The following is a 26264-nucleotide window of genomic DNA, read 5'->3' as shown; positions in this document are numbered from 1 at the left end:
GCGGCCGCCCGGGTCAGTCGCGCAGCAGGTGCAGCAGGTCCCACTCGGTCTCGCACACGCGCCGGCCGATGGCCGCCAGCTCCACGGAGCGGGCCCCGCCGCGCAGGTGCCGCATCGTCTGCATGACGCAGATGACGCCCCACTTGAGCACGCCGAACGTCTCCCACCAGCGCAGCGCGTCCCGGTCCACCGGGTGCCCGCCGGCCTCCTCGTACGACTCGATCAGCTCCCCGTACGAGCCGAACCCGCCCACCGGCAGCCGCGAGCCGAACCGCCACGCCTTCACGCACAACCACCCGAGGTCCTCCAGGGGGTCGCCGGGGTGGGCCAGCTCCCAGTCGAGCACGGCTCTGATGCCCTCGGGCCCCACGATGAGGTTGCCGTTGCGGAAGTCGCCGTGCACGACCGTGCGCCGCCCGCCGCGCGGCCGGGTGGCGGCCAGCCGCCGCAGCGCCAGCTCGAACACCGGATGCGGCTCCCCCAGCCGGTCCAGCACCTCCCGCCACCGCGCCAGCGGCTCCTGCCCGTCGTCCGGGGGCGCCGCGGACAGCGGCATCCGGTGGATGGCGGCCAGCGCCTGCCCGCACTGCCGGGCCAGCCGGGGCCGCGCCACCGCGTAGGCGGGGTCGCGCAGGATCTTGCGCGGGATCGTCTCGCCCGGCACGCGGGTCATGAGGATGTACGACTCCCCGCACGCGATGATCCGCGGCACCGGCACCCCGGCGCCCGCCGCGGCCCGCATCAGCCGCGCCTCGGCGGCCAGGCCGTGGCCCGCCTCCGGGGCGGCGCCGGGGGAGTCGAGCCGCAGGATCAGCTCGTGCCTGCCCCCGCCGGGCGTGACGACGTCGAGCGCCCACGTCTCGCGCGAGGCCCCGCCGGGCAGCCGCGCGCTCGCCGCGACCACCGCCCCGTCCCCGAACACCTCCCGCGCGACCGCCTCCAGCCCGTCCGCCCCGGGGCCGTGCGTCTGCGGCCCGCTCACCTGCGGCGTGCTCGTGCCCGGATGGTTCGCCGCCGAGTCGCTCATCGCAGGCCGAACTCCCACGAGCCGCCCGCCGCGTACACGCTCAGGACGCGCCGCCCCACCGAGTCGATGTGCACCTCGTCGGGCCCGTCGTAGATGCGCCCGGCCCGCGCGTGCCGGTACATGCGCTCCAGCGGCGTGTCCGGGGTCAGCCCGGCCGCGCCGTACACCTGGACGGCCCGGTCGATCACGTTGTGCAGCATCCGCGCGCCGACCACCTTGATCGCCCCGATCTCCGCCCTGGCCTGCCCGCCCGCGTCGATGAGCGAGGCGGCGTGCAAGGTCAGCAGCCGCGCGGACTGGATCTCGGTGTAGGAGTCGAAGACGTGCTGCCGCATGAGCTGCTTGGCCGCCAGCGGCTCCCCGAACGCCGTGCGCTCGTGCAGCCGCCGGCACATCAGGTCGAAGGCCCGCTGCGCCTGCCCCAGCCAGCGCATGCAGTGGAAGATCCGTCCGGGGCCGAGCCTCTTCTGCGCGATGACGAACCCCTGCCCGCGCGCGCCCAGCAGGTTGGCCGCGGGCACCCGCACGTCGTCGTAGCGCACCTCGCAGTGCGCCCCGTCGAGCCCCAGCACGGGCGTCTCGCGCACGATCGTGTAGCCCGGCGTGTCCGTCGGCACGAGGATCATGGAGAAGGCCAGGTGAGGCGGCGCGTCCTGCTCGGTCCTGCACATCACGGTCGTGTACGCCGCCCGCGACGCCCCCGTCGTGAACCACTTGTGCCCGTTGATCAGCCATTCGTCCCCGTCGAGCACGGCGGCCGTGGTGATCTGCGTGGGGTCGCTGCTGGAGACGGCCGGCTCGGTCATCGCGAAGCTGGGCGAGATGTCGCCGCGCACCAGCGGCTCCAGGTAGCGCTCCCGCTGCTCCGGCGAGGCGTGCTCGTGCAGCATGAGCGAGTCCTGCAACGTGTACGTCCCCAGTGCGAGCTGCCCGTACTCGCTGCGCCCCTGCACCTCGTTGACATAGACGTAGTCGAGGAACGGCAGCCCGCCCCCGCCCAGCTCGCGGGGATGCCCGAGCGCCCACAGGCCCTCCTTCCTGGCCTGCGCGCGCAGCTCGTCCAGCGCGGCGGCGGCCTCGGGCCCGCCCGCGTGCAGCACCGGCTCGGCGGGCTCGACCCGCTCGGTCATGAACGCGTGCACCGCGTCGCGCAGCGGGCGCACCCTCTCGGGGACCGCGAAGCTCATGCCCCCGAATCAACCCGAAACCCGGCCCCCGGTCAACGGCTACCGATCATCCCGGCCCCGATCATCCCGGTCCCGGTCGGGCGTGCTCAGGGCAGCCAGCTCACCTTGCCGTGCAGGAAGGCGTACCCGACGAAGGCGACGACGTCGATCAGCGTGTGCGCCACCACCAGCGGCATGGTCCGCCCCCACCGCTGGTAGCACCACCCGAACACCACTCCCATCACCACGTTCCCGACGAATCCGCCGAACCCCTGATACAGGTGGTACGACCCGCGCAGCAGCGACGAGACCGCCAGCGCCTTCCACGGCCCCCATCCGGCCTGGCCGAGCCGGTGCAGCAGGTACCCGGCGACCAGCACCTCCTCCAGCACCCCGTTCTGCGCCGCCGCCAGCACCAGCACCGGCACCTGCCACCACACCTCGGGCAGCGCCCCCGGCACGACGGTCAGGTTGATCCCGGACGCCCACACCGCCAGGTAGAACGCCAGCCCGGAGCCGCCGATCGCCGCCGCGAGCAGCGCCCCGCGCGCCAGATCGCTCCCGGGCCGGCGGAAGTCCGCGCCGATCGTGCGCAGCGACTCGCCCGAACGCACCAGCAGGTACGCCACCAGCCCCACCGGCGCCACCGCGACCGCGATCTGGACGAGCTGCAACGCCAGGTCCAGCCAGGGCCGGCCGGGCGCCATCGACCCGACGAGCACGGCCTGCTGGCCCTTGAGCTCCCGCGGCGCGGTCAGCGCCCCGATCAGCCGGACGAACGCCACCAGGGCGCTGGCGCCGAGCGAGACCGACATCACCACGAAGATCTCGGCCCGGATGAGCCTGGGCGCCAGCACGGGGGCGTTCGCGAGCGGGGACTGAGTGTGCATGGCCGCAGACTAGCCCGTACATGATCGGACGCCGATAAAGGGGTATATCCCGGCCGGCCTTGGGGGACGGCCTCCGCTCTGCTAGAGAGGATGCTGTGAGCCGTTCCGCCCCGCACGGTGTCCCCGGCGCCCCGCACGACGTCCCCCGCGCCCCGCACGACGTCGCCAGTGCTCCGCATGACGTCCCGAGTGCTCCGCATGACGTCCCCAGCGCCGCGCAGCTCGTGGCCGCCGTCCGCGACTTCCTCCAGACCGACGTGCTCCCGGCCGTCGAAGGCCGGGCCCGCTACCACACCCGGGTGGCCGTCAACGTGCTCGGCATGGTCGAGCGGGAGATCCGGCTCGGCCCGGAGCAGGCCGAGCGGCACGCCGCCCGCCTGGCCGAGCTGGGCGTCGCGGACGACGCCGAGCTGGCCGCCGCCATCAGACAGGGCCGCGTCACGGATGACGCGGCCCTGCTCACCGCCCTCGAACAGGCGGTACGCGCGAAGCTGGAGGTGTCCAACCCCGCCTACCTCACACCCGACTGAGCCCACCCGACTGGCCCACCCGACCGAGCCCACCCGGAAACGGCCACTCGCAAACGGCCACCCGGAAACGGACCCCCGGAAGGGGCCACCCGGAAACGGCCACTCGCAAATGGCCACCCGGAAACGGACCCCCGGAAGGGGCGACCCGGAAGCGGATCGCCCGGAAGGGACGCGCCGCCCGGGGAGGGAGGGTCCCGGGCGGCGCGGAGATCAGTGGGAGCCGGTCAGGTCCAGGTCCTTGACCTTCGGGTCGCCCTCGTCGGCGAAGTAGTCGTCCCGCGCCGTCGCGTCCTCCCCGTCGGCCAGCTTGGCCGCCCGGAAGATCAGCGTGGCCAGCACCGCGACCACCAGGTTGACGGCCAGCGCCAGGAACCCGGCGTAGATCGTCATCTTGGTGTCGAAGCCCAGGTTCGCCAGCGGGAACGCCGAGCCGCCGAAGTGCGCCTTGCCGGTGGCCGCGTTCGGGATGAGGTACAACATCCACATGCCGGCCGCCATGCCGGCCGCCCACCCGGCGATCAGGCCGCCCTTGTGGAACCAGCGCGTGTAGAGGCCCAGCCCCACCGACGGCAGCGTCTGCAGGATGATCACGCCGCCGATGAGCTGCAGGTCGATCGAGAACTGCGGGTCGAGCAGCAGGATGCACAGCACCGCGCCCACCTTGACCACCAGCGACACCACCTTGGAGACGTTGGCCTCCTGGGCGTCGGTGGCGTTCTTGTTGAGGTACTCGCGGTAGATGTTGCGGGTGAACAGGTTCGCCGCCGCGATCGACATGATGGCGGCCGGGACGAGCGCGCCGATGCCCACGGCCGCGTACGCCACGCCGGTGAACCAGTCGGGGAACATCTGGTCGAACAGCACCGGCACGATCGTGTTGGCGTCGGCCTTGCCGTCCGTCACCACCGGCTTGGTGCCGGCCGCGATGGCCATGAAGCCGAGCAGCGCGATCAGGCCCAGCACGAGGGTGTAGGCGGGCAGCGCCGACATGTTGCGCTTGATGACGTTGCGGTTCTTGGAGGCCAGCACGCCGGTGAGGCTGTGCGGGTACAGGAACAGCGCCAGCGCCGAGCCGAGGGCCAGCGTGATGTACTGGAGCTGGTTGTTGGCGTTGAGCAGCAGCCCGTCGCCCGGCGCCGGGGAGGCGTCGAACTTGGCCTTGGCGGCGTCGAAGATCGAGTCCCAGCCGCCGAGCCGGGCCGGGATGTAGATGACCGCGGCGAGGATCACGATGTAGATGAGCGAGTCCTTGACGAACGCGATCAGCGCGGGGGCGCGCAGGCCGGACTGGTAGGTGTAGGCGGCCAGGATCGCGAACGCGATGACGATCGGCAGGTGCCCGGTGATGCCCATGGCCTTGAGCACGGCCTCGATGCCGACGAGCTGCAGCGCGATGTAGGGCATCGTCGCGACGAGCCCGGTGACCGCGATGGCCAGCGCCAGCGTCGGCGAGCCGAACCGGGCCCGGACGAAGTCCGCCGGCGTGACGAACCCGTGCACGTGCGAGACCGACCACATGCGCGCCAGCACCAGGAACACCAGCGGGTAGACCACCACGGTGTACGGCAGGGCGTAGAAGCCGAGCGCCCCGGAGCTGAACACCAGCGCGGGCACCGCCACGAAGGTGTAGGCGGTGTAGAGGTCGCCGCCGATCAGGAACCAGGTGATCCAGGAGCCGAAGCTGCGCCCGCCCAGGCCCCACTCGTTGAGGCTGGCCAGGTCATTGGGCCGCCGCCAGCGCGAGGCCACGAAGCCCATGCCGCTGACGAGCAGGAACAGCAGGACGAAGACGACCAGCTCGGTCGTGTGAGCGCTCACTTCGTCATCCTGTAGACGATGGTGGTGCAGATGATGCCGACCACGATGAAGGCCATCTGCAGCCAGTAGAAGAGCGGGAAGCCCAGCAGGCGCGGCTCGTCGGCGTTGAACAGGAACGTCAGCAGCGGCAGCACGATCGGCACCACCAGCAGCCAGTTCCAGGGGCTGCGGTCGGTGCGTGGCTGCCCGGGTTCCCCGGTGGTCATCGTCCCTCCGATGAACGGATCAGGGGCCGGTTCGTGGCCGGTCCTTGACAGATTGTCAGTGGAGGGAGAGTAGCTTTACGGAGGTATTAAACCCAATGTCCGGGATGTTACGGTTTGGCCTAAATGTCGAGATGAAATCTCGCGATGTGAGACGAGCCATGGCGGGGCAGCGCGAAACGGGGGCCGGTCGAAACCCTAACGACAGGCCCGCGGCGAACGGGAACGCCGATCGGCGAATGGTCGGTTACCCGCGCCGAACGGTCACCACCCTGACGTCAGCGAACGGTCACCACCCTGACGTCAGCCGGTGCGGTCGGCGGCGGTGCGGTCGGCGGCGGTGCGCGGCTCATGCCTCACGTCGCCCGGCCGCCCCACCTCGCGCGTCCAGGCCGCGAACTCCACCAGGATGCCGTCGGGGTCCTTGAAGTAGATCGACCTGACGAAGACGCCGTCGTGCAGCTCCGGCGCCACCCCGAACTCGCTGTCGTCGTGGTTGAGCAGCACGCCCACGTCGATCCCCTTGGCGACCAGCCGGTCGCGGTACTCCTCGATGCGCTCCGGCGGCACGTCGAAGGCGATGTGGTTCATCGAGCCGACGGCCGACAGCAACTCGCCCCGGTCGGGGAGGTTCTTCGGCGCCGACACCCCCGGCACGCCGTCGGGCGCGTCGGGGAACCAGAAGAACGCCAGCGCGTTGCCGCCCCCGCAGTCGAAGAAGAAGTGCTGCCCCCAGCCCATGGGCAGCTCGATGGTCTTGATCAGCGGCATGCCCAGCACGCCGGAGTAGAAGTCCACGGTCCGCTTCATGTCCGAGCAGACCAGCGCGACGTGGTTGACCCCGCGGAGCTCGAATTCGCTGTTCATGGTAACTCCGTGCTTATCACAGCGTTCCCGCGAAAAACATGACATAAGGTGTCGGCTTTTCCGGCCACGATGGGGCGCATGATCGCATTGGTGGCGGGCGCGACCCGCGGAACGGGACGGGGCATCGCGGTGGCGCTGGGCGCGACCGGCGCCACCGTCTACTGCACCGGCCGCAGCACCCGGGAGGGGCGCTCGGAGATGAACCGGCCGGAGACCATCGAGGAGACGGCCGAGCTGGTCACCGCGGCCGGCGGCACCGGCATCCCGGTGCGCGTCGACTTCCTGGAGCCGGACCAGGTCGCGGCCCTGGCCGGGCGCGTACGCGCCGCGCACGGCCGCCTCGACGTGCTGGTCAACGACGTGTGGGGCGGCGACCACCTGTGGTCGTGGAACACGCCGGTCTGGAAACACGACCTGGACAAGGGGCTGCGGCTGCTGCGGCTGGCCGTCGACACCCACCTCATCAGCGCCCGGCACCTGCTGCCGCTGCTCATCGAGCACGAGGGCGGCCTGGTGGTCGAGGTCACCGACGGCACCTGGGAGTTCAACCAGAGCCGCTACCGGGAGAACGTCTACTACGACCTGGCCAAGCTGTCGGTCAACCGGCTGGGCTTCGCCTGGTCCACCGAGCTGCGCCCGTACGGGGGCACCGGGCTGGCCGTGACGCCGGGCTTCCTGCGCTCGGAGGCCATGCTGGACAACTTCGGCGTCACCGAGGACGACTGGCGCGCGGCCAAGGCCGATCCCACCTGGATGGTCTCCGAGACCCCGGCCTACCTGGGCAGGGGCGTGGCGGCCCTGGCCCTCGACCCGGACCGGCAGCGCTGGTCCGGCCGGTCGGTCACGAGCGAGGAGCTGGCCCGGGCGTACGGCGTGACCGACGTGGACGGCAGCCGCCCACGCGTGTGGAGCTACATCACCGAGGTGCGGGAGAAGGGCGGCGAGGGCGGCTGGGAGGCCTATCGGTAGATCCGGGCCATGCGGGCGGCGGCGTCGGCGACCATCGCCCGCAGTTCCGGCGGGTCCAGCACCTCCGCCTCCGGCCCGAACCGCAGCACCTGCGAGAACGCCACCGGCACCGACTCCACCGCCAGCCGCACGGTCCCGTCGGGCCGCAGCGAGGCCAGCGCGTCCTCCAGCGCGGCCGGGTCGGCGACGTGCCGCAACATCCGCAGCCCCCGCTCGCTGAGCCGCAGCGTGACCACCTCCCGCAGCAGCGACCGGGCGAACCGCGCCGCCTGCTCGGCCCAGAACGCCGCCAGGTCGAAGCCCGGCTCCCGCTCGAACCGCTCCTCCAGCACGGTGATCTCGCCGAACCGGTGCACCCGGAAGATGAGGAAGCGCAGCCGGTGGCGCGCGGCCAGGTACCAGACCCCCGCCTTCAGCACCAGCCCGTACGGCTCCAGCACCCGCGGGTTGTCCTTGTAGACGGCCGAGATCCGCCGGTCCCGCCACACGGCCCCGGCCAGCGGCGCCAGCGCGGCCGGCGGCGGGTCGTCGCCGGCGAACCAGCCGGGCGCGTCCAGGTGGAAGCGCTGCGCGGCCGTCACCGGCGCGTCCCGCAGCGCGGGGGACAACGAGGCGGCGGCCTTCAGCCGGGCCGCGGCCGCCACGTCCTGCAGCCCCATCTCGCGCAGCGCGGCCGGCACCCCCGACAGGAACAGCGCCTCGGCCTCGGCCCGGTCCAGCCCCGTCAGCCGGGTGCGGTAGCCGTCCAGCAGGCGGTACCCGCCGCCCCGCCCCCGGTCGGCGTAGACCGGCACGCCCGCCTCCGACAGCGCCAGCACGTCGCGGTGCACCGTGCGCTCGGAGACCTCCAGCTCCCTGGCCAGTTCGGCCGCCGTCATCCCGCCCCGGCTCTGCAGCAGCAGGACCAGCGACATCAGCCGCGCGGCGCGCACAGCGGCAGCACCACGGCGGAGGGCCGGTCGGGGGAGTGGAAGATCTCGACGTCGGCGGGCACCATCGCGCCGGACGCGCCGAGCAGGTCGCCGGTGCCGTGGTTGCGGGCGATCGTCGGGTACGCTCCCGCCGCCACGTGCACCCTGATCCGGTGCCCGCGCCCGAACCGGTGCCCCATCGGCCACAGGTCCACGTCCACCCGGCGCACCCCGCCGGCAGACCCGCCGGCGGACCCGCCGGGCGAGCCGTCGAGCGGGCGCAGGCGGCGCACCCCCTCGCACACGTTCATGGAGCGCCCGTCCGGCCACACGTCGCACACCCGCACCACCACGTCCACCGACGGCGTGCTGGAGCGCACGAACAGCTCCGCGCGCACCGGCCCGATCATCTCCACGTCCGACTCCAGCGCGGCCGAGCTGTAGACCAGCACGTCGCGGCGCTGCTCCAGCCGCCGCTGGTCGCGCGGCCTGGAGTCGCCCAGCAGCACCGGGCCGCCGAGCGCCGGCGTGGGGTGCGCGGGGTGGTAGCGGAAGCGGTCGGGCCCGGACTCCAGCGGCCCCTCCACGCCAAGCCCGAAGCCGTGCTGCAGGTGCCAGCGCTGCTCCCGCATGCCCGGCACCGGCCAGTCGGGGTAGTCGCGCCACTCCCCGGCGCCCGTCACGTAGAGGCGCACCGGGTCGGGGCGCAGCGCGGAGCGGTCGCCGAGCAGGTGCGCGCGGAACCAGGCCGACGCCTCGGCCATCGTGGGCCGGCCGTGCCGGCTGTCGATGTGCCACCAGGGGCCGATGGTCAGGTACGGCCGCCGCCCCGCGGCCCGCAACGCCCCGTAGTCCTTGAGCTGCCAGGGCAGGAAGACGTCGTACCAGCCGCCCAGCATGGTCACCGCGGCCTCCACCCGGCCCACCTCGGCGGAGAAGTCGCGCTTGCGCCAGTAGGGGACGGCCGGGTCGGCGTGGTGGGCGAGCAGGTCCCGGTAGAAGCGCAGCGGCCGCCCGGCCGAGGCCAGGTCCAGCTCCGCCACCGGCCGGCCGGACAGGACGGCCCTGCGGGTCTGCCGGGGCGCGGTCAGCACGGCGGCGCCGCCGAAGCGGCGCGACATCGTGTCGGTGAGCGTGGTCCAGCTCAGCGCCGACTCCAGCGCGAACGCGCCGCCCACGTACGCCGCGTCCCTGAACTGGGAGGCGGTGATCTGGGTGGCCATGGCCTTGAGCTCCGATCCGGCGTAGGGGGCGATGGCCCACTGCGTGTAGCCCAGGTAGGAGGGGCCGAACATCGCGAAGGAGCCACCGTACCAGGGCTGCTCGCGCAGCCAGGCCACGGTCGCCAGGCCGTCCTCGTGCTCGTCGCCGAGCGGGTCGAGCAGGCCGCCGGAGCCGAAGCCGCCCCGGCAGCTCTGGAGCACGACGTGGAAGCCCTGCCGGGCGAAGCCGCGGCCGTAGTACCAGCCGAACAGGCCGCGCCGGCCGTAGGGGGAGCGCACCAGGATGACGGGGGCAGGCCCGGCGCCGGCCGGGGCGTAGTGGTCGGCCAGCAGCGTCACGCCGTCGGGCATCGGCACGGGCAGATCGCGCTGGAGCCGCACGCGTCTCATGTACTTACCAGTAACATAAGCGCCCGCGCGTGCGGTACCCGGGGTCGCCGGCCGCGAAGGTCACGGCCGGCGCTCATGCCGGGGGATCGCGGCCCGCCCCCGGCGCGGGGCGGGCCGCGACGAGGTTACGGAGCCGTCCGGTCCGGGCGCTCGGTGATCCGCAGCCCGTTGACGATCGTCGCGCCCTGGCGGGTCGCGAAGCGCACGTTGAGCTGCCCGTCGGTCACCTTGACCGTGTACTGCCTGGCCACGGCCGTGTACGTGCCCGACTCCAGCGCCAGGTCCAGCGCCGGGATCGCCAGCTGCCCCTCGACCAGCACGTCGAACACGCGCTGGCCCATGCGCATGTTCCGCAGCTCGGCGAAGTCCAGCTCGACGGTGTACGTCCCGTTCGGCACGTTGTCGAACCGGTACTCCAGCATCGACTCCCTGGCCGTCCGGTACAGGGCCTGGTCGGAGGTCCCCGCGATGGTCCTGGACGTGCTCTGCGTACGGTTCTGACTGGTCAGGTAGCCGTGACCGCCCGGCGCGTACTTCTTGTCCGGCGTCCAGGTGTCACCGGCGGCGTCCACGAAGCTCCTGCTCGCGCCCGCGTCGATGGCCACCTGGAGCTTGGGCACCACGACCGTCACCTTGACCTCGATGGTGGGCTGCCGGCCGCTGGCCGACTTGACCAGCAGCTTGCCCTCGCGGAACGTGCCGGGCGCCACCCCGGCGCTGGACACCGTCAGGCCGAGGCTCACCTTCTGCCCCTTGGCCAGCTCGCCCGCCGCCGGCGACACCGTGAACCACGCGTCACCGGTCGCCGTGTACGGCGTCGCCGCGCCCAGGTTCGTCAGCTCCAGCGACCGCGTCCGGCGCGAGTCCGCGGGCATCACCACGGTCAGCTCCGCGACCGACGCGCTCACCCGGCCCGTGACCAGCGCCGTGTCGATCCGCGTCACCGCCGCCGCGGCCACCGTGACCGGCTGGGTGAAGGTGCCGTAGTGCTCCTTGGACACCACCACGTCGTAGTCCCCGGCCAGCACCTGCCCGTAGAACCTGCCGTCCGCGCCGGTCGTGAACGTGGCCACGTCGCCCACCTTCACCGTCGCGCCGGCGATCGGGTCGCCGTCGTTGGCGTCGGTGACCACGCCGTCGACCAGGCCGTGCCGGCTGGCCGTGAACGCCAGGCCCTGCCCGTTCACCAGGGCCGCCTCGTCCCGGGAGTACAGCAGCGCGTCGTCGCCGGCCGCGTTCTCCAGGCCGATCGTGGCGCTGGAGCCCCGGTCGCGCTCGCTCTCGACGTCCTTGTAGCGGAAGGCCACCGAGCCGTCCTCGCCCAGCAGCGCCGCGAACGAGAGCCGGTTGCCGGTGTCCTGGTAGAAGGTGACGTTGCGCCATTCCACCACGTACGTCCGGTGCGGCGCGGTGCCCGTCACTCCGGTGTAGACGCCGCCCTGGGCGTCCACGATGAGGTCGTCCCAGAAGGGGTAGACGGCGTTGTTCGGCGTGGCCGCCGCCGGCAGGGTGCCGTTGCCGCGCGAGACGTTGCGCTCGGCGGCGAACGAGACGAACCCGTTCGTGGTGATCCACGCCTTGTCGTACCCGGTGCCGTAGAACGGCACCGCGAACGGCAGCGTCACCTGCTGCGCCTCGTCGTCGCCCGTCAGCGTCAGCTTCTCGGCGCCCGCCGGGAAGTCCTGCGCGCCGGCCCGGCAGGTGTAGCCGAAGTTGTCGCCGCGCAGCGGCAGCTCGACGTCCTTGACCAGGTCGCCGGCCACGGTGATCGGCGCCGTCGCGCCGCTGGAGCAGCGCGAGCCGGGGGTGACGCGCAGCTCGTACGAGCCGTGCGGCAGCGTCAGCGCGTACCGGCCGGACGCGTCGGTCACCGCGCTCGCCGGGGTGCCCGCGGCCGACACCGTCGCGCCCTGCTCCGGCGTGCCCGCCGTGGTGACCGTGCCGGTCACCCGGGCCGAGGGCAGCACCGTCATCGGCACGTCCGCGGTCGCCGCCTGGCCGGCGGTGATCGTGACGGCCGCGGTGGCCCGGCCGTAGCCGAACTTCGCCGCGCTCAGCTCGTACGCGCCGGCCAGCAGGCGCGGGATGGAGTACCGGCCGTCGGCCCCGGTCGTCACGGTACGGCTCAGCGGGCCGCTGACCGTCACCGTCACGCCGGGCACCGGCTCGCCGCCCGCGGTGACCGTGCCGGACAGGTCGCCCAGGCCGTCGTCGGGGGCGGCCGTCACGGCGGCGTAGCTGTCGAGCCGGCCCTCGCCCCAGACGTTGTTGTCGGCCGCGGTGCCGCCGCAACTGGTGTCGGCCACGTCCACGGCGCTGCCGTCCAGCAGCGGCCGGGTGGCCGCCACCTTGCCCTGCAGGCCGGGCGAGCCCGACCAGATCAGCGCCACCGTGGCCGCCACGTGCGGCGAGGCCATCGAGGTGCCGGTGAAGGAGTCGTAGCCGTTGCCCGGGATCGAGGAGCGCACGTTGACGCCGGGGGCGGCGATGTTCGGCTTGATCTCGCCGTTCTCGCCCTCGCCCTTGCTGGAGCGGGCGTACAGGGCGTTGTTGACGTCGAACGCGCCCGCGCTGTAGGTGTCGACGTACTGGCCGGGGGAGCCGCTGGTGCGGCAGGCCGGGCCCTCGTTGCCGTTGGAGAAGGCGGGGAAGATGCCCGCCGCGGTCCAGGCGGCCACCACGTCCTTGTAGAACGCGTCGAAGCCGTCGCCGCCCCAGGAGTTGTTCACGATGTCCGGCGCCAGGTCCGAGCGCGGGTTCTGGCCGTTGCGGTCGGTGGGCCGCACCATCCACTGGCCGGCCGCCAGCAGCGAGTTGTCGGTGCAGGTGTTGACCTCGCAGCCCTTGGCCGCGATCCACTTGGCGCCCGGCGCCACGCCGATGCCGGTCGCGCCGACCATCGTGCCCATGACGTGCGTGCCGTGGTCGTTGTTGTCGCACGGCGTGCCCGCCGGGCACAGGCCCGTGGGGTCGAACCAGTTGTAGTCGTGGGTGTAGGAGCCGTCCGCGTTCCTGCCCCGGTAGCTGGCGGCCAGCTCGGGATGGTCGAACTGGACCCCGGAGTCGATGTTGGCGATCACGATGCCCTCGCCGCGGTTGCCCAGCTCGCTCCACACGCGCGGGGCGCCGACCCGGTCGACGTTCCACTCGACGGCGTTGACCCGCGCCTCCGCCTTGCCGTTCACGGGCTTGGGCAGCGAGACGGTGCGCACCGGGTCGATGCGCTCGACCTCGGGCAGCTCGGCGATCTCGGCGGCGAGCTTCTCGTCGGCGGTCACCCGGACCGCGTTGACGATCCAGTAGGAGTCGTAGTCGGCCTTGCGGGAGTCGAGCAGCTTGCGCAGCCCCTCCTGGGAGGACTCGGCCTGTCTCGACTTGGCCTCGTAGACCTGCTCGGCCTTGGCCTCCTTGGTCAGGGCCCGGCGGGCGCCGCTCAGGTCGGCGGCGCCCTTCATGCGTACCCAGAAGGTGGCCTTGTCGTCCTGCGTGAGCTGGGCCTGCACGGCCGCGTCGATCTTGCCGGGCTCCGGCGCGGCCTGCGCCGCCGGAGCCTGCGGGAATAACAGTCCTGCGGCGGTCGCGATCCCGATCAGGACCGCACGCAGGCGGAGGGTGTGGGGCACGGGCTCTCCTTCACGACACGGGGAGAGGTGATCTTTACGCCTCTGTCGAGAAGGGTGAAGAGATCGTGTTCGGAAAGCAAGAGGCGCCGTGAAACGTTACTTTGCGCACAGCAATGTAGGCGGAAATGTAATCTGGTCAGCTGAAATGTCAGAGCGCGGAGGGGAATGCTGCGGAATGCCGTCGCCATTCCCTGTCACGGGCGGTAGCCGACCTGTTTCATGATCGCCAGGAAGTGCGCCTTGACGCGCTCCGGGTCCTCGTCGTCGGGATGGAGAGCGGCCAGGCCGATCACCGCCGCGCTCAGCAGCTCCTGCACCACGTCCACGTCGAGGTCGCCCGGCAGCAGCCCCAGATCGCGCGTGCGGACCAGCATCTCGCGCACCACCGCCGCCCGGCGGCCCCCGTTGACCTGCCGGTAGGCCGCCATCAGCTCGGGATAGTCGTCCACGCTGCCGTAGAGGCGGCGCAGCAGGCGGCGGTTGCGCGGCACCGCCAGATGCGCCGCCCAGTCGCCGAACATGTGCTCCAGGTCGCGCCACCCGGTGAAGGCCGGGTCGTGGTCGTGGTTGGCCCACTCCAGCGTGCGCACCAGCAGCGCCGTCTTGTCGGCGAACCTGCGGTAGACCGTCGCCCGCGTCACCCCCGCCCGCCGGGCCACCTGCTCGATGCTGGTCTGCGCCGCGCCCTGCTCGATCAGCAGGTCGAGCGCGGCGGTCAGGATGGCCAGGTCGGCCTCCTGGCTGCGCGGGCGGCCCGGCGGGCGCGCCGCCCGCGCCGGTCGGGTGGCGCCGGTCATGTCCTCCGCTCCCTCTCGTCTCGTACGGGGATCGTCGCGCAGGAGTCTATTGACCGTGGTCCCAGGTGACGGGCAGCCGGTGCACGCCGTAGATCAGCATGTCGGTGCGCAACGGCACCTCGCCGGGCTCGACGGCCAGCCGCAGCGACGGGAAGCGGCCGAACAGCGCCGTGAAGCCCGCCCGCATCTCCACCCGGGCGAGCTGCTGGCCCAGGCACTGGTGCACGCCGTGCCCGAAGGCCACGTGCCCGCCCGCCGCGCGCTCGGCGTCGAGCCGGTCGGGGCCGGGGAACCGGCCCGGGTCACGGTTGGCCGCCGCGATCGAGACGGTGACGGTCTCCCCGGCGCTCACCTTCTCGCCGCCCAGCTCGACGTCCTCCAGCGCGGTGCGGACGAGGAAGGGGACGATGCTGAGGTAGCGCAGCAGCTCCTCCACCACCTGGTCCACCCCGTCCGAGCGCAGCAGCCCGGCCGGGCCGGGATGGCTCAGCAGCGCGAACGTGCCCAGCGCGAGCATGTTGGCCGTGGTGTCCAGCCCGGCGCCCAGCAGCATGAACCCGATGTTGGCCAGTTCCTCGTCGCTGAGGTCGCTCCCGGTCAGCCCGCTGAGCAGGTCGTCGGTGGGCCTGGCCCGCTTGGCCGCCACCAGCTCCTTCATGTGGGCCTGCATCGCCAGGTAGGCCGCGATCTTCTCCTCCTGCGGCACGTCGGCCCGCATCAGCGTGGTGCCCTGGGCCGTGAACCGCTCGCGGTCCTCCTCCGGCACGCCGAGCAGCTCGCAGATCACCACGGCCGGGATCGGCGCCGCGAACGACTCGACCAGGTCGGCCGGCGGGCCCTGCCGCTCCATGACGTCCAGGTAGGAGTTCGTGACCTCCTCGATCCGCTCGGTGAGCCGCCGCATCCTGCGCACCGTGAACTCGCCGGTGAGCAGGTGGCGGTAGCGGGTGTGCACGGGCGGGTCGGCCGAGACGAACATGCCGGGCGGCGCGGGCTGCCCGGTCCGCCCGCCGGTGTCGACGGGCAGGTGCCGCAGCTCCGCGCGGGCGCTGAAACGCGGGTCCGACAGCACCTCCCGGACCAGGGCGTGGCCGGTCACCAGCCAGCCCTGGTGCCCGTCGGGGTAGGCCAGCCGGGCGATGGGCCGCGTCTCGCGCAGGGCGGCCAGCTCGGCGGGCGGGTCGAACGGCGTGGGCCGCTCCAGGGGGAACGCGATCGCCTCGGTCTTCGCCATCTCGGGTCTCCTTTCGACCGGCGACAACACAAATACAGTACAGATCTGTATTCAAACCCTCGCCACCACCCCCTCCCCATGGAGGAGGCGGCGGAAGGCGAGACCCGCGACCTCACCCCCGCCGCGTGGAGGGGGCGGGAGGTGAGGAAGGGGCGGCGGGTGGGTCGCGTTGCGCGATCATGGACGGGCGGTTAACCTTGGGGCATGCGAAATCGCGCTCAGCTCCAGTGGTGGCGCCGCTCCTAGGCGGCGCGGGTTTCGCATTACTCAACGGACGGCCGCCCCGGATGGCGGCCTTTCTCGTGTTCGCCCCGGGGCTCGATCATGTGACGTGATAAGGGGCAGCAAGTGGAGACGAGCGGATATACCACCGCCGGGGGCATCGCGGTCGAGCGTGAGACACGCGACGTGGACGAAGCCGCCCTCGAAGAGATCGTGACGGCCCTGACGGAGCGCCGCGGCGGCGCGTTCTCCTCGGGCATGGACTACCCGGGCCGCTACAGCCGCTGGGCGTTCGGCTACGTCGACCCGTGCGTGGAGCTGGTCGCCAAGGGCCGCAACATCGCCGCGACCGCGCTCAACGAGCGCGGCAGGGTCGTGCTGCCCGTCATCACCACCTGCCTGCTGGCCGCGGGCAAGCCGGTCACCGCGCCCACCGCCGACCGCGTCGAGGTCTACGTGCCGGAGTCGGAGGACCTGCTGCCGGAGGAGATGCGCAGCCGCCGGCCCACCGTGTTCACCGCGATCCGCGAGGTCATCGCCGCCTTCCAGGGCGACGACCCGCACCTCGGCCTCTACGGCGCCTTCGGCTACGACCTGGCCTTCCAGTTCGAGCCGATCAGGCAGGAGCTGACCCGTCCCGACGACCAGCGCGACCTGGTGCTGCACCTGCCCGACCGGCTGGTGGTGATCGACCGGCAGCGCGAGAGCTGCTTCGAGCACCGCTACGAGTTCACCGTGGACGGCGCGACCACCCGCGGCCTGGAGCGCACCGGCGAGAGCGCTGCCCCCGTCACGCCGGGCGAGCTGCCGGCCGACCCGGTCAAGGGCGAATACGCCAAGGTCGTGGCCGCCGCCAAGGAGAAGTTCAAGCGCGGCGACCTGTTCGAGGTCGTGCCCGGCCAGGTCTTCCACGCCACCTGCACCGACCCGTCCGCCTTCTACCGCAGCCTGCGCAAGAGCAACCCGGCCCCGTACGAGTTCATCATCAGCCTCGGCGAGGGCGAGCACCTGGTCGGCGCCTCGCCCGAGATGTACGTCCGGGTCAGCGGCGACCGCGTCGAGACCTGCCCCATCTCCGGCACCATCGCCCGCGGCAGCAACCCGGTCGAGGACGCCGAGGCCATCCGCACCCTCCTGTCCAGCGTCAAGGAGGAGTCGGAGCTGACCATGTGCACCGACGTGGACCGCAACGACAAGTCGCGCATCTGCGTCCCCGGCACCGTCAAGGTCATCGGCCGCCGCCAGATCGAGCTCTACTCCCGCCTGATCCACACCGTCGACCACATCGAGGGCCGGCTGCGCCCCGAGTTCGACGCCCTCGACGCCTTCCTCACCCACATGTGGGCCGTCACGGTGACCGGCGCGCCCAAGACGTGGGCCATGCAGTTCATCGAGGACCACGAGGCCACCACCCGCCGCTGGTACGGCGGCGCCATCGGCTTCATCGGCTTCGACGGCTCCATGAACACCGGCCTGACCCTGCGCACCGCCCAGATCAAGAACGGCGTGGCGACCGTCAGGGCGGGGGCCACGCTGCTGTTCGACTCCGACCCGGAGGCCGAGGAGCGCGAGACCGAGCTGAAGGCCAGCGCCCTGCTCGGCGCCCTGGCCGCGGTCAACAACCCCGGCGAGGCGCCCGTCGCCGAGACCAGGCAGCAGCCAGGGCTGGGCATGAAGGTGCTGCTCGTCGACCACGAGGACTCCTTCGTCAACACCCTGGCCGACTACTTCCGCCAGGAGGGCGCCGACGTCGTGACGCTGCGCCACGGCTTCCCGATCCACCTGCTCGACGAGATCGCCCCCGACCTGGTGGTGCTCTCGCCCGGCCCCGGCTGGCCCACCGACTTCGGCATCGCGGCCCTGCTCGACGAGGTCTACGCCCGCGACCTGCCGGTCTTCGGCGTCTGCCTGGGCCTGCAGGCCATGGTCGAGCAGGCCGGCGGCACGCTGGAGCTGCTCGACTACCCCGAGCACGGCAAGCGCGGCCAGGTCACCAGGCTCGGCGACAGCGCGCTGCTGGAGGGGCTGCCCGAGCAGTTCACCGCGGCCCGCTACCACTCCCTGCACGCCAAGCGGCCCGGCGTGGTCGGCTTCACCCCGACCGCGCTGACGCCCGACGGCAACGTCATGGCCGTCGAGGACACCGAGCGGCGGCGCTTCGCCGTGCAGTTCCACCCCGAGTCGATCCTGACCCAGGAGGGCGGCGCCGGAGCGAAGATCATCGCGAACGTGCTGCGTCTGTCCCGCAGGTAGGTAAAACCCGGGCGGGGGCGTGCGGGGCTGCCTTAGAGTTCCCCGCATGCTCCCCGTAGACCTGCCCGGCACGGTGCGTGACGCGCTGCTCGCCCCGCTCGTCGACCATCACTGTCACGGGGTGCGGCGAGACGACCTGAGCAGAGCCCAGTTCGAGCTGCTCGCCGGCGGGGGCGGCCCTGCCCCGCCCGGCACCACCCATTTCGACACGCCGTTCGGCGTGGCCGTGCGCCGCTGGTGCGCCCCGCTGCTCGACCTGGAGCCGCACGCGCCGCCCGCCGTCTACCTGGCCCGCCGCGCCGAGCTGGGGGCGGCCGAGGTCAACCGGCGGCTGCTGGCCGGGGCCGGGGTGGTGGCCTTCCTGGTGGACTCCGCCGAGGAGGACCTTGAGGCGCTGACCGCCGGCGAGATGGGCCGGCACGGCGGGGCCGCCGCCGACGAGCTGGTCCGCGTCGAGCAGATCGAGCGCGACGTGGCCGCCACCGCCCAGCTCGCCGTGGACTACCTCGACACCCTGGGGGAGGAGCTGGGGGCGCGGGCCGCGCGGGCGGTCGGGCTCAAGACCGTCATCGGCTCCCTGTGCGGCCTCGACCTCGACCCGGACCGGCCGTCCAGGGGCGCGGTGATCGCGGCGGCCAACCGGCGGCTGGCCGACCCCAAGGAGCCGCTCACCGACCCCGTCCTGCTGTGCCACCTGCTCTGGAGCGCGATCGACGTGGCCAGGGAGCGTGGCCTGCCGGTGCAGTTCCACAGCGGCTTCGCCCCCGGCGCGCGGCACCGTGCCGACCCGGCCAGGATGAGCGCGTTCGCCGGCGCGCTGCAGCCGCTGGGCGTGCCGCTGATCCTGCTGCACCCCTACCCGTTCCACCGCCAGGCCGCCCACCTGGCCGCGATCCACCCGCACGTGTACGTGGACGCCGGCCTCGCCCTGCCCCACGGCGCCGCCGCCGCGGCCCGGGTCATCGACGAGCTGCTGGAGCTGGCGCCGTTCCACAAGCAGCTCTTCAGCTCCGGCTGCCGCGGCCTGGCCGAGACCGGCTACCTGGGCGCCCTGTCCTACCGGCGGGCCCTGGCGGGCGCGCTCGCCGCCCGGCTGGCCGCGGGGGAGTGGAACGCCTCCGACGCGGCCAGGGTCGCCCACATGATCGGCTCCGGCAACGCCCGCCGCATCTACCGGTTGTGAGCCCGGCCCGGAAGGGGGATCCCTGCCGGGCGCGGTGGCCGCGCCGCGCGAACCGGAAAACCGTGATTTCTCACGCCGATCAGCCCTCTGTGCAACAAGAAATGCATAATTCCTCATTCATTTGATCGAATTGTGATTTGTCTCCCTGTCAATATCGTGGTGATGATCGGGACGCCAGAATCCGTTCGCACACCTGGAGGTGTCGTGTCCTGGCGTCCCCTCACCATCGCCGCCGCCTTATGCCTGGCGCTGTTCGTACCGGCGGTCGCCTCCGCCGAGGAGCCACCGCCCGAAGTGGAGCCGCGCGCCGGCACCCGGGCGCCCGCCGAGGTGCGCGGCCTGTCCGAGCCCGCGCGGGCGGGCGACCCCGTCGCGGCGGCCAGGGCGCACCTGGCCGACCCGCGCTACCACCTCGACCCGGCCGACCTCGCGCCGCTGCGCACCGTCGTCGACGGCCGCGACGAGACCGTCAGGTTCGCCCAGCGCCACCGCGGCCTGCCCGTCTTCGGCGCCCACTACCTCGTGCACTTCCGCAAGAACGGCGCGCAGCGCGAGGTCGTCGGGGCGGGCGGCCGCTTCCTCACCGAGCTGACCGTCGGCACCGAGCCGTCGGTGAGCAAGGAGAAAGCCGAGACGATCGCCCGCGGCCTGATGATCCGCGACCGGGCGGCGCGGGCGCACGCCACGGCGCGGGCCGCCGAACTCGTCGTGGTGCCGCGCGGCGCGGGCGTGCTGGCCTGGCACGTCGTGCTCGCCGGGCGCACGGCGCGCGGGCCGCTGCTGCTCGACGCGTACGTGGACGCCCACAGCGGCCGCCCCCTGTTCGCCATGGACCGGCTCCGCAAGGAGGGCCCCGTGGTGGGCAGCGGCAGGACCGCGCACGGCCGCGACGTCGAGCTCAACGCCTACCAGCGCGCCGACGGCGCCTACGAGCTGCGCGACCGCTCCCGCCCGATGTGGAACGGGACCACCGGCGAGATCCTCACCTACGACGCCGCCGGCCGCGACGTGTTCGACTTCTTCGACCCCGGCATCCCGCCGGGCACCGAGCCGGCCACGTCGCCGACGCCGGAGTTCGGCCCCCGGCACACCGACAGTGGCGCCGTGGACGCCCACTGGGGCGCGGGCAAGGTGTACGAGTACTACCGGGGGCTCGGCCGCGACGGGCTCGACGGCCGGGGCGGCACCATGTACTCCGTGGTCAACGTCACCGACCTGGGCGAGCCGTTCCCCAACGCCTTCTGGGACGGCACCAAGATGGTCTACGGCGGAGGCGGCCCCGACTTCCACTCCTTCTCCGCGAGCCTCGACGTCGTCGGCCACGAGATGACCCACGGCGTCATCACCCACAGTGCCGACCTGGCCTACCTCGGCCAGTCGGGAGCCATCAACGAGGGCCTGGCCGACTACTTCGGCAACGCCATCCAGGTGGACACGCTGGGCATCCCGATGAGCGACCCCGACGCGAGCCTGCTGGGCGAGGGCCTGTGCAAGACCATCCCGCCCGCCGAGTGCGCCAACCGCGACCTCGACGACGCCCGGGTGGCGGGCGAGGACTACCTCGGCTTCACCATCGGGATCGACAGCGGCGGCGTGCACTTCAACTCCACGATCTTCTCCGGCGCCCTGTGGGACGTCAGGGAGCAGCTCGGCGGCCCCAAGGCCGACAAACTGGTCTACAAGGCGCTGACCGAGTACATGACGCCGCTGGACGACTTCGTGGACGGCCGCCGCGCCGTCGAGTCGGCCGCGCGCGCCCTGGGCCTGTCCGCCCGTGACCGGCTGACCGTGGCGCGGGCCTTCGAGCGGCACGGCATCAGGCCCGGCTGGGAGCGGCGCATCCCCACCGACAGCCGGCTGCTGATCGACGGCATCACCGACTTCAACGCCGTCCCCGACGTGGCGGGCGACCGCTACGTGATCTCCAACTCCTCGCCCGACGGCAGCGCGCCCAGCCAGATCCTCACGGGAGCGGTGCGCGGCGGGAAGCCGGTGGCCCTGACGGCGGACGACCGGTGGAACTACTTCCCGAAGACCGACGGCGGGCAGGTCGCCTGGGCCTCCTACGACGACGCCCTCACCAGCTTCCTGATCCACCAGCGGCCGATCGACGCGAGCGCCCCCGCGCGGGTCGTCCATCGGTCGCCCGGCCTGGTGACCGCCCTGGCCCTGTCCGGCGACGTCATCGCCTGGGAGAGCTTCGACGAGGCCGCCGGCGAGGTCGACATCTGGGTCAAGAAGGGCGACGCCGCGCCCGTCCGGATCACCTCGGCGGCCGGCGTCAGCGGGTTCACGCCCTCGGTCAGGAACGGCAAGGTCGCCTACACCAGGCAGTGGACCGAGGACGGCGTCACCCACAGCACGCCCGCGATCTACGACGTGGCCACCGGGACCGAGGCCGTCGTCCCCGAGGTGCCCGGCACCGGCGGGACGACGTCGGTCACCGTCTTGCCGATCATGCTCAGCGAGCAGGTCGTCTGGACCGTCGACACCAACCGCGACGGGAGGTACGCCCTCATGAGGGCCGCCCCCGACGGCACCGGCTCGGCCGTCATCGTGCCCGACGGGCCCGAGGCGCCCTTCCTCAACTGGTTCGACGCCAACGACACGACGCTGTCGATGACCGTGTGGCCCGACGGCGACGTGCTGGAGAACGCCACGCTGGCCAAGGCGTACCAGCTGCCGCTGGCCGGTGGGCCGTTGCTGCGCACCACCTGCAACCGCGGCATGCAGGACAACCTCTCACCGGGCGAGCGCGGCAGGCTCGTCTGGCTCGACGGCACCGGCGGCGACACCGACCTGGTGACCCGGGAACGGCCCGCCGTCCGCTGCTGAACCGGCCCGGGCGCCCGCCGTACCGCTGTGAGGGGGCGGCGGGCGCCCGCCCGCACCGGGTGGATCACCCCGGCGGGCGCCCGCCCGCACCGGGCGGGTCACTCCGGCGGGCGCCCGCTCGCACCGGGCCGGTCGCCCCGGCGGTCACCCCGGCTGGTGCGGCGCCGCTCAGGCGAGCGCGGGCAGGACGTAGACCTCGGCGCCCGGCGGCAGCGCGCAGTCGAGGCCGCCGAGCCCCCGGGAGTTCTCCCCGCACACGATCATGCTGATGTGCCGGCGGATGCGCCCGTAGTCGTCGCGCAGCCGCTCCTCCAGCATCGGATGCGTGCGCCGCAACGTGTCCAGCGCCGAGCCCAGGGTGGGCGGCGAATGGCGGTCGGCGCCGACGGCGAAGACCTTGACCTCCGTGCGCCCGCTCACCCACCTGCGCAGCGAGCTGGGCAGCACGAACACGACCATCGTCACCGGTTTGCACATCGACTAGAGCACCGCCGCGCGCACGGTGAGCACGTCGGGCAGGTGCCGGCCGACCAGCGACCACGTCTCGCCGTCGTCGCGCGAGCCGTAGACCTCGCCGTCGCGCGTGCCGAAGAACACCCCCGCCTCGGACGCGGTCATCGCGTCGCGCAGCACGCTGCTGTGCACCGGCTCCTCGGGCAGCCCCGCCGAGAACGGCCGCCAGGTGGCGCCCGCGTCGTCGCTGCGGTGCACCCGCCAGCGGTGATCGACCGGCGTGCGGTCGATGTCGGCGGTCAGCGGCAGCACGTAGACGGTGTCGGGCCGCGACGGGTGCACCGCGATCGGGAACCCGAAGTCAGACGGCAGCGCCGAGCCGATGTCGTGCCAGCTCCCGCCGAAGTCGTCGCTGCGGTAGACGCCGAAGTGGTGCTGCAGGTAGAGCCGCTCGGGCCGGGACGGGTGCATGGTCACCTTGTGCACGCACTGCCCGAACTCGGGATATTGCTGGCCCTCCGGCATGAACGGCGCCCTGATGTTCTTGTTGGCCGCCTCCCACGACAGGCCGCCGTCGGTCGTGCGGTAGAAGCCGGCCGCCGACACCGCGATCGCCATGATCTCCGGGTCGGCCGGGTGGGGGACGATGGTGTGCAGGCACAGCCCGCCGCCGCCCGGCTGCCAGCGCTCGCGGTGGGGGTGCTCCCACAGGCCCTCGACGAGCTCGTAGGTGACCCCGCGGTCCTGCGAGCGGAACAGCGCGGCCGGCTCGACCCCGGCCCACACCACGCCGGGCTCGGACGGCGAGGGCGTGAGCTGCCAGACCCGGGTCAGGGTCGCGCCGGTCTTCTCCGGGAAGGCGATGGGCGGCCGCTCCGCCTCCTGCCAGGTCTCGCCGAGGTCGTCGGAGTACATCACGGACGGGCCGAAGTGACCGTATTCGATGCCGGCCAGCAGCCGGGGTGTGGTGCCGCGCGTGTCGATCGCGACCGAGGGGACGGCGACCGTGGAGAACTGGATCGGCTCGATCTGGAAGGGGCCGCCGCCGGTCGAACGGGCCAGGAACAGGCCCTTGCGGGTGCCGATCGCGAGCACTGCGTCACTCATAGCATCGCTCCCAGGTTGACTTGCGGCCATCGTGCCACGCGCCACCGACAGTTACCGAAGTCTGGGAGATTCCCCGCAGAAGCAGGCCGCCGCGCGGGCATTACCAGGCAGGTAATCGAGCGCCTTCCCTTCTCCCGCTAGCGTGTCCGGTATGAGTGCGGTTGCGGTACGTGAAGATTCTTTCGGTGAGTTGTTGCGTTCCTGGCGGCAGCGGCGGCGGGTGAGCCAGCTCGACCTGGCCATCGAGGCCGAGGTCTCCGCCCGCCACATCAGTTTCCTGGAGACCGGGCGCGCCCGGCCGAGCCGCGAGATGGTGATGAAACTGTCGGAGGAGCTGGAGGTGCCGCTGCGGCACCGCAACAGGCTGCTGATGGCGGCCGGGTTCGCCCCCGTCTATCCGGAACGGGAAGTGCGCGCGCCCGAGATGGAGGTCGTGCGGAAGGCGCTGGACAAGATCCTGGCCGGGCACGAGCCGTACCCGGCGGTCGTGGTGGACGCCGTGTGGAACCTGGTGGCGGCCAACTCGGCGGCGGCCATGTTCATGGAGGGCGTGCCCGCCGAGCTGCTGAAGGAGCCGGTCAACGTGATGCGGCTGTCGCTGCACCCGGAGGCGATGGGCGGGCGGCTGCTCAACCTGGCCGAGGTCCGGGCCCACCTGCTGCACCAGCTCCGCAGGCAGGTCGAGATGTCGGGCAACGGGCCGCTGGCCGAGCTGTACGAGGAGCTGCTGACGTACCGGTATCCGGGGGTGGACCTCAACGTGGCGCACGTGCCCGGGCCCGGCGACATCCTGGTGCCGCTGCGGATCGCGGCCGGCGACCGGGTGCTGTCGATGTTCACCACGATCGCGACGTTCGGCACGCCGGTGGACGTGACGGTCTCCGAGCTGGCCATCGAGACGTTCTGGCCCAGCGACGAGGAGACGGCGGCCGCCTTCAGAACCCCCTGAACGCGCGGCGCGCCGAGCCCCGGCCGCCGCCTCCGCCCGGCCGGTGGCCGGTCAGCGGGCGGTGGCCGGGAGGGTGGGGACGGGGTCGCCGGTGGCGATGGCCGACTCGATGGCGATCGTGGGCGGCGGCCCGCCCGTGACGGCCAGGCCCCCGGCCACCGTGTGGACGCGCACGTCGTAGGCGCCGCCGACGGGCGCGCCCGCCACCGCGAACGCCGGGAAGGCGCTGCCGCCGGGGACGATCGAGGTGGAGATGTAGTCGCCGACCGTGCGCCCCTGCGCGCTGCCCGCCAGCCAGTCCGGCGACATCGGCCCGTGCAGCTCCAGCGGCGCCGACCAGCTCGCGCCGCCGTTGAGCGAGGAGGTGTAGGCGACGGTGAGGCGGCAGGCGGCGGGCGCGCAGGAGGACTCGGGGTAGCGGTAGTAGGTCAGCGCCAGCCGGGCCTTGCCGCCCGCGCTCTGCCGGTCCACGCCGAGGCCGGGGATGAAGTGGTCGCCGCCGTCGCCGGTGACGCGCAGGACGTCGCCCCACGCCGCCCCCGTGGCCGACCTGCTGAGCACGATGTCGTTGCCGGCGCAGCCGATCTGGAAGCGGCAGTCGTGCCAGGCGACGTATACCGTGCCGTCCGCGTCGGCCTCCGCCGACGGGAGCGGCGCGGCGCGCAGGCCGCCCGCGACCGGGTGCCGCTGCACCCGCGAGACCAGCACGCTCTCGCTCCAGCTCGCGCCCCCGTCGCGGGAGCGGAAGGAGCGGATCTGGCCGTCCACGCTCAGGTACGGCACCACCACGGCCCCGTCCGGCCGCACCACCGGCTGCCCGCCCAGCCCGCTCGCCGAGGTGGCGGTGACGGTCCAGGTCAGGCCGCCGTCGGAGGAGCGCGCCACCTTGATCGCGTTGCCCGCGGCGTGGTCGTCGTACACCACGTAGCAGCGCCCGCGGAACCGGCTGTCCGCGCCGTTGTCGCAGACGGCCCAGCTCTTGTCCGGGTCGCCCCCGGTGGCGGCCGTGACCGGCGCGCCCCAGGTGCGGCCGCCGTCGGTGGAGCGGCTGGCCAGCACCGCCACCCCGGCCACGCCGCCCGTGTCGGTGAGCGCCAGCGAGGAGATCAGCCACACGCCGTGCTCGGCGTCGAAGGCCACCGACGGGGCGCTGACCCGCGCGTACGGCCCGCCGCCGAACGTGGTCAGGCCGGGCAGCACGCCCTTCACCCAGGTGACGCCGTTGTCGGGCGACGTGGCGAACGCGATGCCCGAGGCGCCGCCGTCGTGGAAGCGGCCCGCCTGCTGGGCGGACACGATCGTCGTGTCCCACTGGTAGGTGTCCGGCCCGGCCGTGGTGCCGTGCTGGCCGGTGGCGTTGGCGTAGGGGTCGGAGCCCAGCTCGGTCAGGGGCACGGCCTCGGCGGCGGCGGCCGACGCGGGAGACGGTGCGAGGGACGGGGTGAGGAGCAGGGTGAGGAGCAGGGTGAGGAGCAGGGTCGCGGTCAGGACGGCTAAGAGCCCGCCGATTCCTCGGCGCCGGGGAGAGGTCGGCACGGTTCACCTCACTTGGCGTGTCAAGTACCAGGAGGCACCGTGCGAACCGTGCTGTCAACCTCTCGCGGCGGAAGATCC

20 protein-coding genes are annotated in these 26264 nt (G+C 72.7%); 6 read left to right on the top strand and 14 right to left on the bottom strand.

Annotated elements, in window-relative coordinates:
* Positions 1–13: 13 nt before the first annotated feature.
* The 3 genes from IO39_RS05550 to IO39_RS05540 form a co-directional block, all read right to left on the bottom strand.
* Complete coding sequence (locus IO39_RS05550; protein ID WP_084772317.1) at positions 14–1027, bottom strand: phosphotransferase family protein; 1014 nt, start codon at positions 1025–1027, stop codon at positions 14–16.
* Entirely contained in the window at positions 1024–2214 is a 1191-nt protein-coding gene (locus IO39_RS05545; RefSeq protein ID WP_043617030.1) for an acyl-CoA dehydrogenase family protein, read from the bottom strand. The genes IO39_RS05550 and IO39_RS05545 overlap by 4 nt, the downstream gene beginning before the upstream one ends.
* Positions 2215–2300: 86 nt before the next feature.
* Complete coding sequence (locus IO39_RS05540) at positions 2301–3083, bottom strand: CPBP family intramembrane glutamic endopeptidase (RefSeq protein ID WP_052422477.1); 783 nt, start codon at positions 3081–3083, stop codon at positions 2301–2303.
* A gap of 95 nt (positions 3084–3178) precedes the next feature.
* On the opposite strand from IO39_RS05540, the gene IO39_RS05535 reads away from it, so the two are divergent.
* On the top strand, positions 3179–3613 hold the full coding sequence (locus tag IO39_RS05535; protein WP_245641821.1) for a DUF6285 domain-containing protein: 435 nt from the start codon (positions 3179–3181) through the stop codon (positions 3611–3613).
* Positions 3614–3823: 210 nt separating this feature from the next.
* On the opposite strand, the gene mctP is transcribed toward IO39_RS05535, so the two are convergent.
* The 3 genes from mctP to IO39_RS05520 all read right to left on the bottom strand — a co-directional run bounded on the left by mctP (position 3824) and on the right by IO39_RS05520 (position 6501).
* Positions 3824–5431 carry a monocarboxylate uptake permease MctP gene (gene mctP / locus IO39_RS05530; protein WP_043617027.1) on the bottom strand — a complete coding sequence of 536 codons (1608 nt, stop codon included), beginning with the start codon at positions 5429–5431 and terminating at the stop codon, positions 3824–3826.
* The gene (locus IO39_RS05525) at positions 5428–5637 is read right to left on the bottom strand and encodes a DUF3311 domain-containing protein (protein ID WP_043617024.1); all 210 of its coding nucleotides are present in this window, start codon (positions 5635–5637) and stop codon (positions 5428–5430) included. The genes mctP and IO39_RS05525 overlap by 4 nt, the downstream gene beginning before the upstream one ends.
* A gap of 300 nt (positions 5638–5937) precedes the next feature.
* Positions 5938–6501, bottom strand: coding sequence for a VOC family protein (locus tag IO39_RS05520; protein WP_043617022.1), 564 nt, complete (start codon positions 6499–6501; stop codon positions 5938–5940).
* A gap of 78 nt (positions 6502–6579) precedes the next feature.
* On the opposite strand from IO39_RS05520, the gene IO39_RS05515 reads away from it, so the two are divergent.
* Positions 6580–7470: an SDR family oxidoreductase gene (locus tag IO39_RS05515; protein WP_052422516.1), complete on the top strand. Its 891-nt coding sequence runs from the start codon at positions 6580–6582 to the stop codon at positions 7468–7470.
* On the opposite strand, the gene IO39_RS05510 is transcribed toward IO39_RS05515, so the two are convergent.
* The 5 genes from IO39_RS05510 to IO39_RS05490 form a co-directional block, all read right to left on the bottom strand.
* Positions 7461–8402 (bottom strand): helix-turn-helix transcriptional regulator, encoded by a 942-nt coding sequence (locus IO39_RS05510; RefSeq protein ID WP_043617016.1) that lies wholly within the window; start codon positions 8400–8402, stop codon positions 7461–7463. The two genes, IO39_RS05515 and IO39_RS05510, sit on opposite strands and share 10 nt — an antisense overlap.
* Positions 8384–9994: a CocE/NonD family hydrolase gene (locus IO39_RS05505; protein WP_052422475.1), complete on the bottom strand. Its 1611-nt coding sequence runs from the start codon at positions 9992–9994 to the stop codon at positions 8384–8386. The genes IO39_RS05510 and IO39_RS05505 overlap by 19 nt, the downstream gene beginning before the upstream one ends.
* 125 nt (positions 9995–10119) lie before the next feature.
* Positions 10120–13617 carry a S8 family serine peptidase gene (locus tag IO39_RS05500; protein ID WP_043617014.1) on the bottom strand — a complete coding sequence of 1166 codons (3498 nt, stop codon included), beginning with the start codon at positions 13615–13617 and terminating at the stop codon, positions 10120–10122.
* A gap of 194 nt (positions 13618–13811) precedes the next feature.
* Complete coding sequence (locus IO39_RS05495; protein ID WP_043617012.1) at positions 13812–14414, bottom strand: TetR/AcrR family transcriptional regulator; 603 nt, start codon at positions 14412–14414, stop codon at positions 13812–13814.
* Between the two features lie 46 nt (positions 14415–14460).
* Entirely contained in the window at positions 14461–15648 is a 1188-nt protein-coding gene (locus tag IO39_RS05490) for a cytochrome P450 (RefSeq protein ID WP_043617010.1), read from the bottom strand.
* A gap of 348 nt (positions 15649–15996) precedes the next feature.
* Here IO39_RS05490 and IO39_RS05485 point away from each other — a divergent pair, with 348 nt between their 5' ends.
* The 3 genes from IO39_RS05485 to IO39_RS05475 all read left to right on the top strand — a co-directional run bounded on the left by IO39_RS05485 (position 15997) and on the right by IO39_RS05475 (position 22141).
* A complete protein-coding gene (locus IO39_RS05485) occupies positions 15997–18123 on the top strand; it encodes an anthranilate synthase component I (protein ID WP_043617007.1) in 2127 nt (708 codons plus the stop codon).
* 46 nt (positions 18124–18169) lie between these two features.
* Entirely contained in the window at positions 18170–19306 is a 1137-nt protein-coding gene (locus IO39_RS05480; RefSeq protein ID WP_052422474.1) for an amidohydrolase family protein, read from the top strand.
* Positions 19307–19510: 204 nt separating this feature from the next.
* Positions 19511–22141, top strand: a complete 2631-nt coding sequence (locus tag IO39_RS05475) for a M4 family metallopeptidase (RefSeq protein WP_084772315.1) — start codon at positions 19511–19513, stop codon at positions 22139–22141.
* Between the two features lie 168 nt (positions 22142–22309).
* Here IO39_RS05475 and IO39_RS05470 read toward each other — a convergent pair whose 3' ends face one another.
* Both IO39_RS05470 and IO39_RS05465 read right to left on the bottom strand, forming a co-directional pair.
* Positions 22310–22606 carry a ubiquitin family protein gene (locus tag IO39_RS05470; protein WP_052422473.1) on the bottom strand — a complete coding sequence of 99 codons (297 nt, stop codon included), beginning with the start codon at positions 22604–22606 and terminating at the stop codon, positions 22310–22312.
* A 15-nt stretch (positions 22607–22621) separates the two neighbouring features.
* Positions 22622–23701 (bottom strand): WD40/YVTN/BNR-like repeat-containing protein, encoded by a 1080-nt coding sequence (locus tag IO39_RS05465; RefSeq protein ID WP_043617003.1) that lies wholly within the window; start codon positions 23699–23701, stop codon positions 22622–22624.
* A 190-nt stretch (positions 23702–23891) separates the two neighbouring features.
* Between IO39_RS05465 and IO39_RS05460 the strand changes: the two genes are divergently transcribed.
* Entirely contained in the window at positions 23892–24650 is a 759-nt protein-coding gene (locus IO39_RS05460; RefSeq protein ID WP_342671401.1) for a helix-turn-helix domain-containing protein, read from the top strand.
* A gap of 51 nt (positions 24651–24701) precedes the next feature.
* On the opposite strand, the gene IO39_RS05455 is transcribed toward IO39_RS05460, so the two are convergent.
* Entirely contained in the window at positions 24702–26186 is a 1485-nt protein-coding gene (locus IO39_RS05455; protein ID WP_052422472.1) for a sialidase family protein, read from the bottom strand.
* Positions 26187–26264 lie beyond the last annotated feature (78 nt).

Source organism: Nonomuraea candida, assembly GCF_000725485.1.
GTDB lineage: Bacteria > Actinomycetota > Actinomycetes > Streptosporangiales > Streptosporangiaceae > Nonomuraea > Nonomuraea candida.
This window is presented reverse-complemented; position numbering and strand designations above follow the sequence as displayed.

Coding starts and splice junctions, on each gene's coding strand:
- IO39_RS05480 (WP_052422474.1), top strand. CDS start 18,170: ATGCTCCCCGTAGACCTGCCCGGCACGGTGCGTGACGCGCTGCTCGCC.
- IO39_RS05515 (WP_052422516.1), top strand. CDS start 6,580: ATGATCGCATTGGTGGCGGGCGCGACCCGCGGAACGGGACGGGGCATC.
- IO39_RS05465 (WP_043617003.1), bottom strand. CDS start 23,701: ATGAGTGACGCAGTGCTCGCGATCGGCACCCGCAAGGGCCTGTTCCTG.
- IO39_RS05505 (WP_052422475.1), bottom strand. CDS start 9,994: ATGAGACGCGTGCGGCTCCAGCGCGATCTGCCCGTGCCGATGCCCGAC.
- IO39_RS05495 (WP_043617012.1), bottom strand. CDS start 14,414: ATGACCGGCGCCACCCGACCGGCGCGGGCGGCGCGCCCGCCGGGCCGC.
- IO39_RS05490 (WP_043617010.1), bottom strand. CDS start 15,648: ATGGCGAAGACCGAGGCGATCGCGTTCCCCCTGGAGCGGCCCACGCCG.
- IO39_RS05545 (WP_043617030.1), bottom strand. CDS start 2,214: ATGAGCTTCGCGGTCCCCGAGAGGGTGCGCCCGCTGCGCGACGCGGTG.
- IO39_RS05520 (WP_043617022.1), bottom strand. CDS start 6,501: ATGAACAGCGAATTCGAGCTCCGCGGGGTCAACCACGTCGCGCTGGTC.
- IO39_RS05540 (WP_052422477.1), bottom strand. CDS start 3,083: ATGCACACTCAGTCCCCGCTCGCGAACGCCCCCGTGCTGGCGCCCAGG.
- IO39_RS05525 (WP_043617024.1), bottom strand. CDS start 5,637: ATGACCACCGGGGAACCCGGGCAGCCACGCACCGACCGCAGCCCCTGG.
- IO39_RS05550 (WP_084772317.1), bottom strand. CDS start 1,027: ATGAGCGACTCGGCGGCGAACCATCCGGGCACGAGCACGCCGCAGGTG.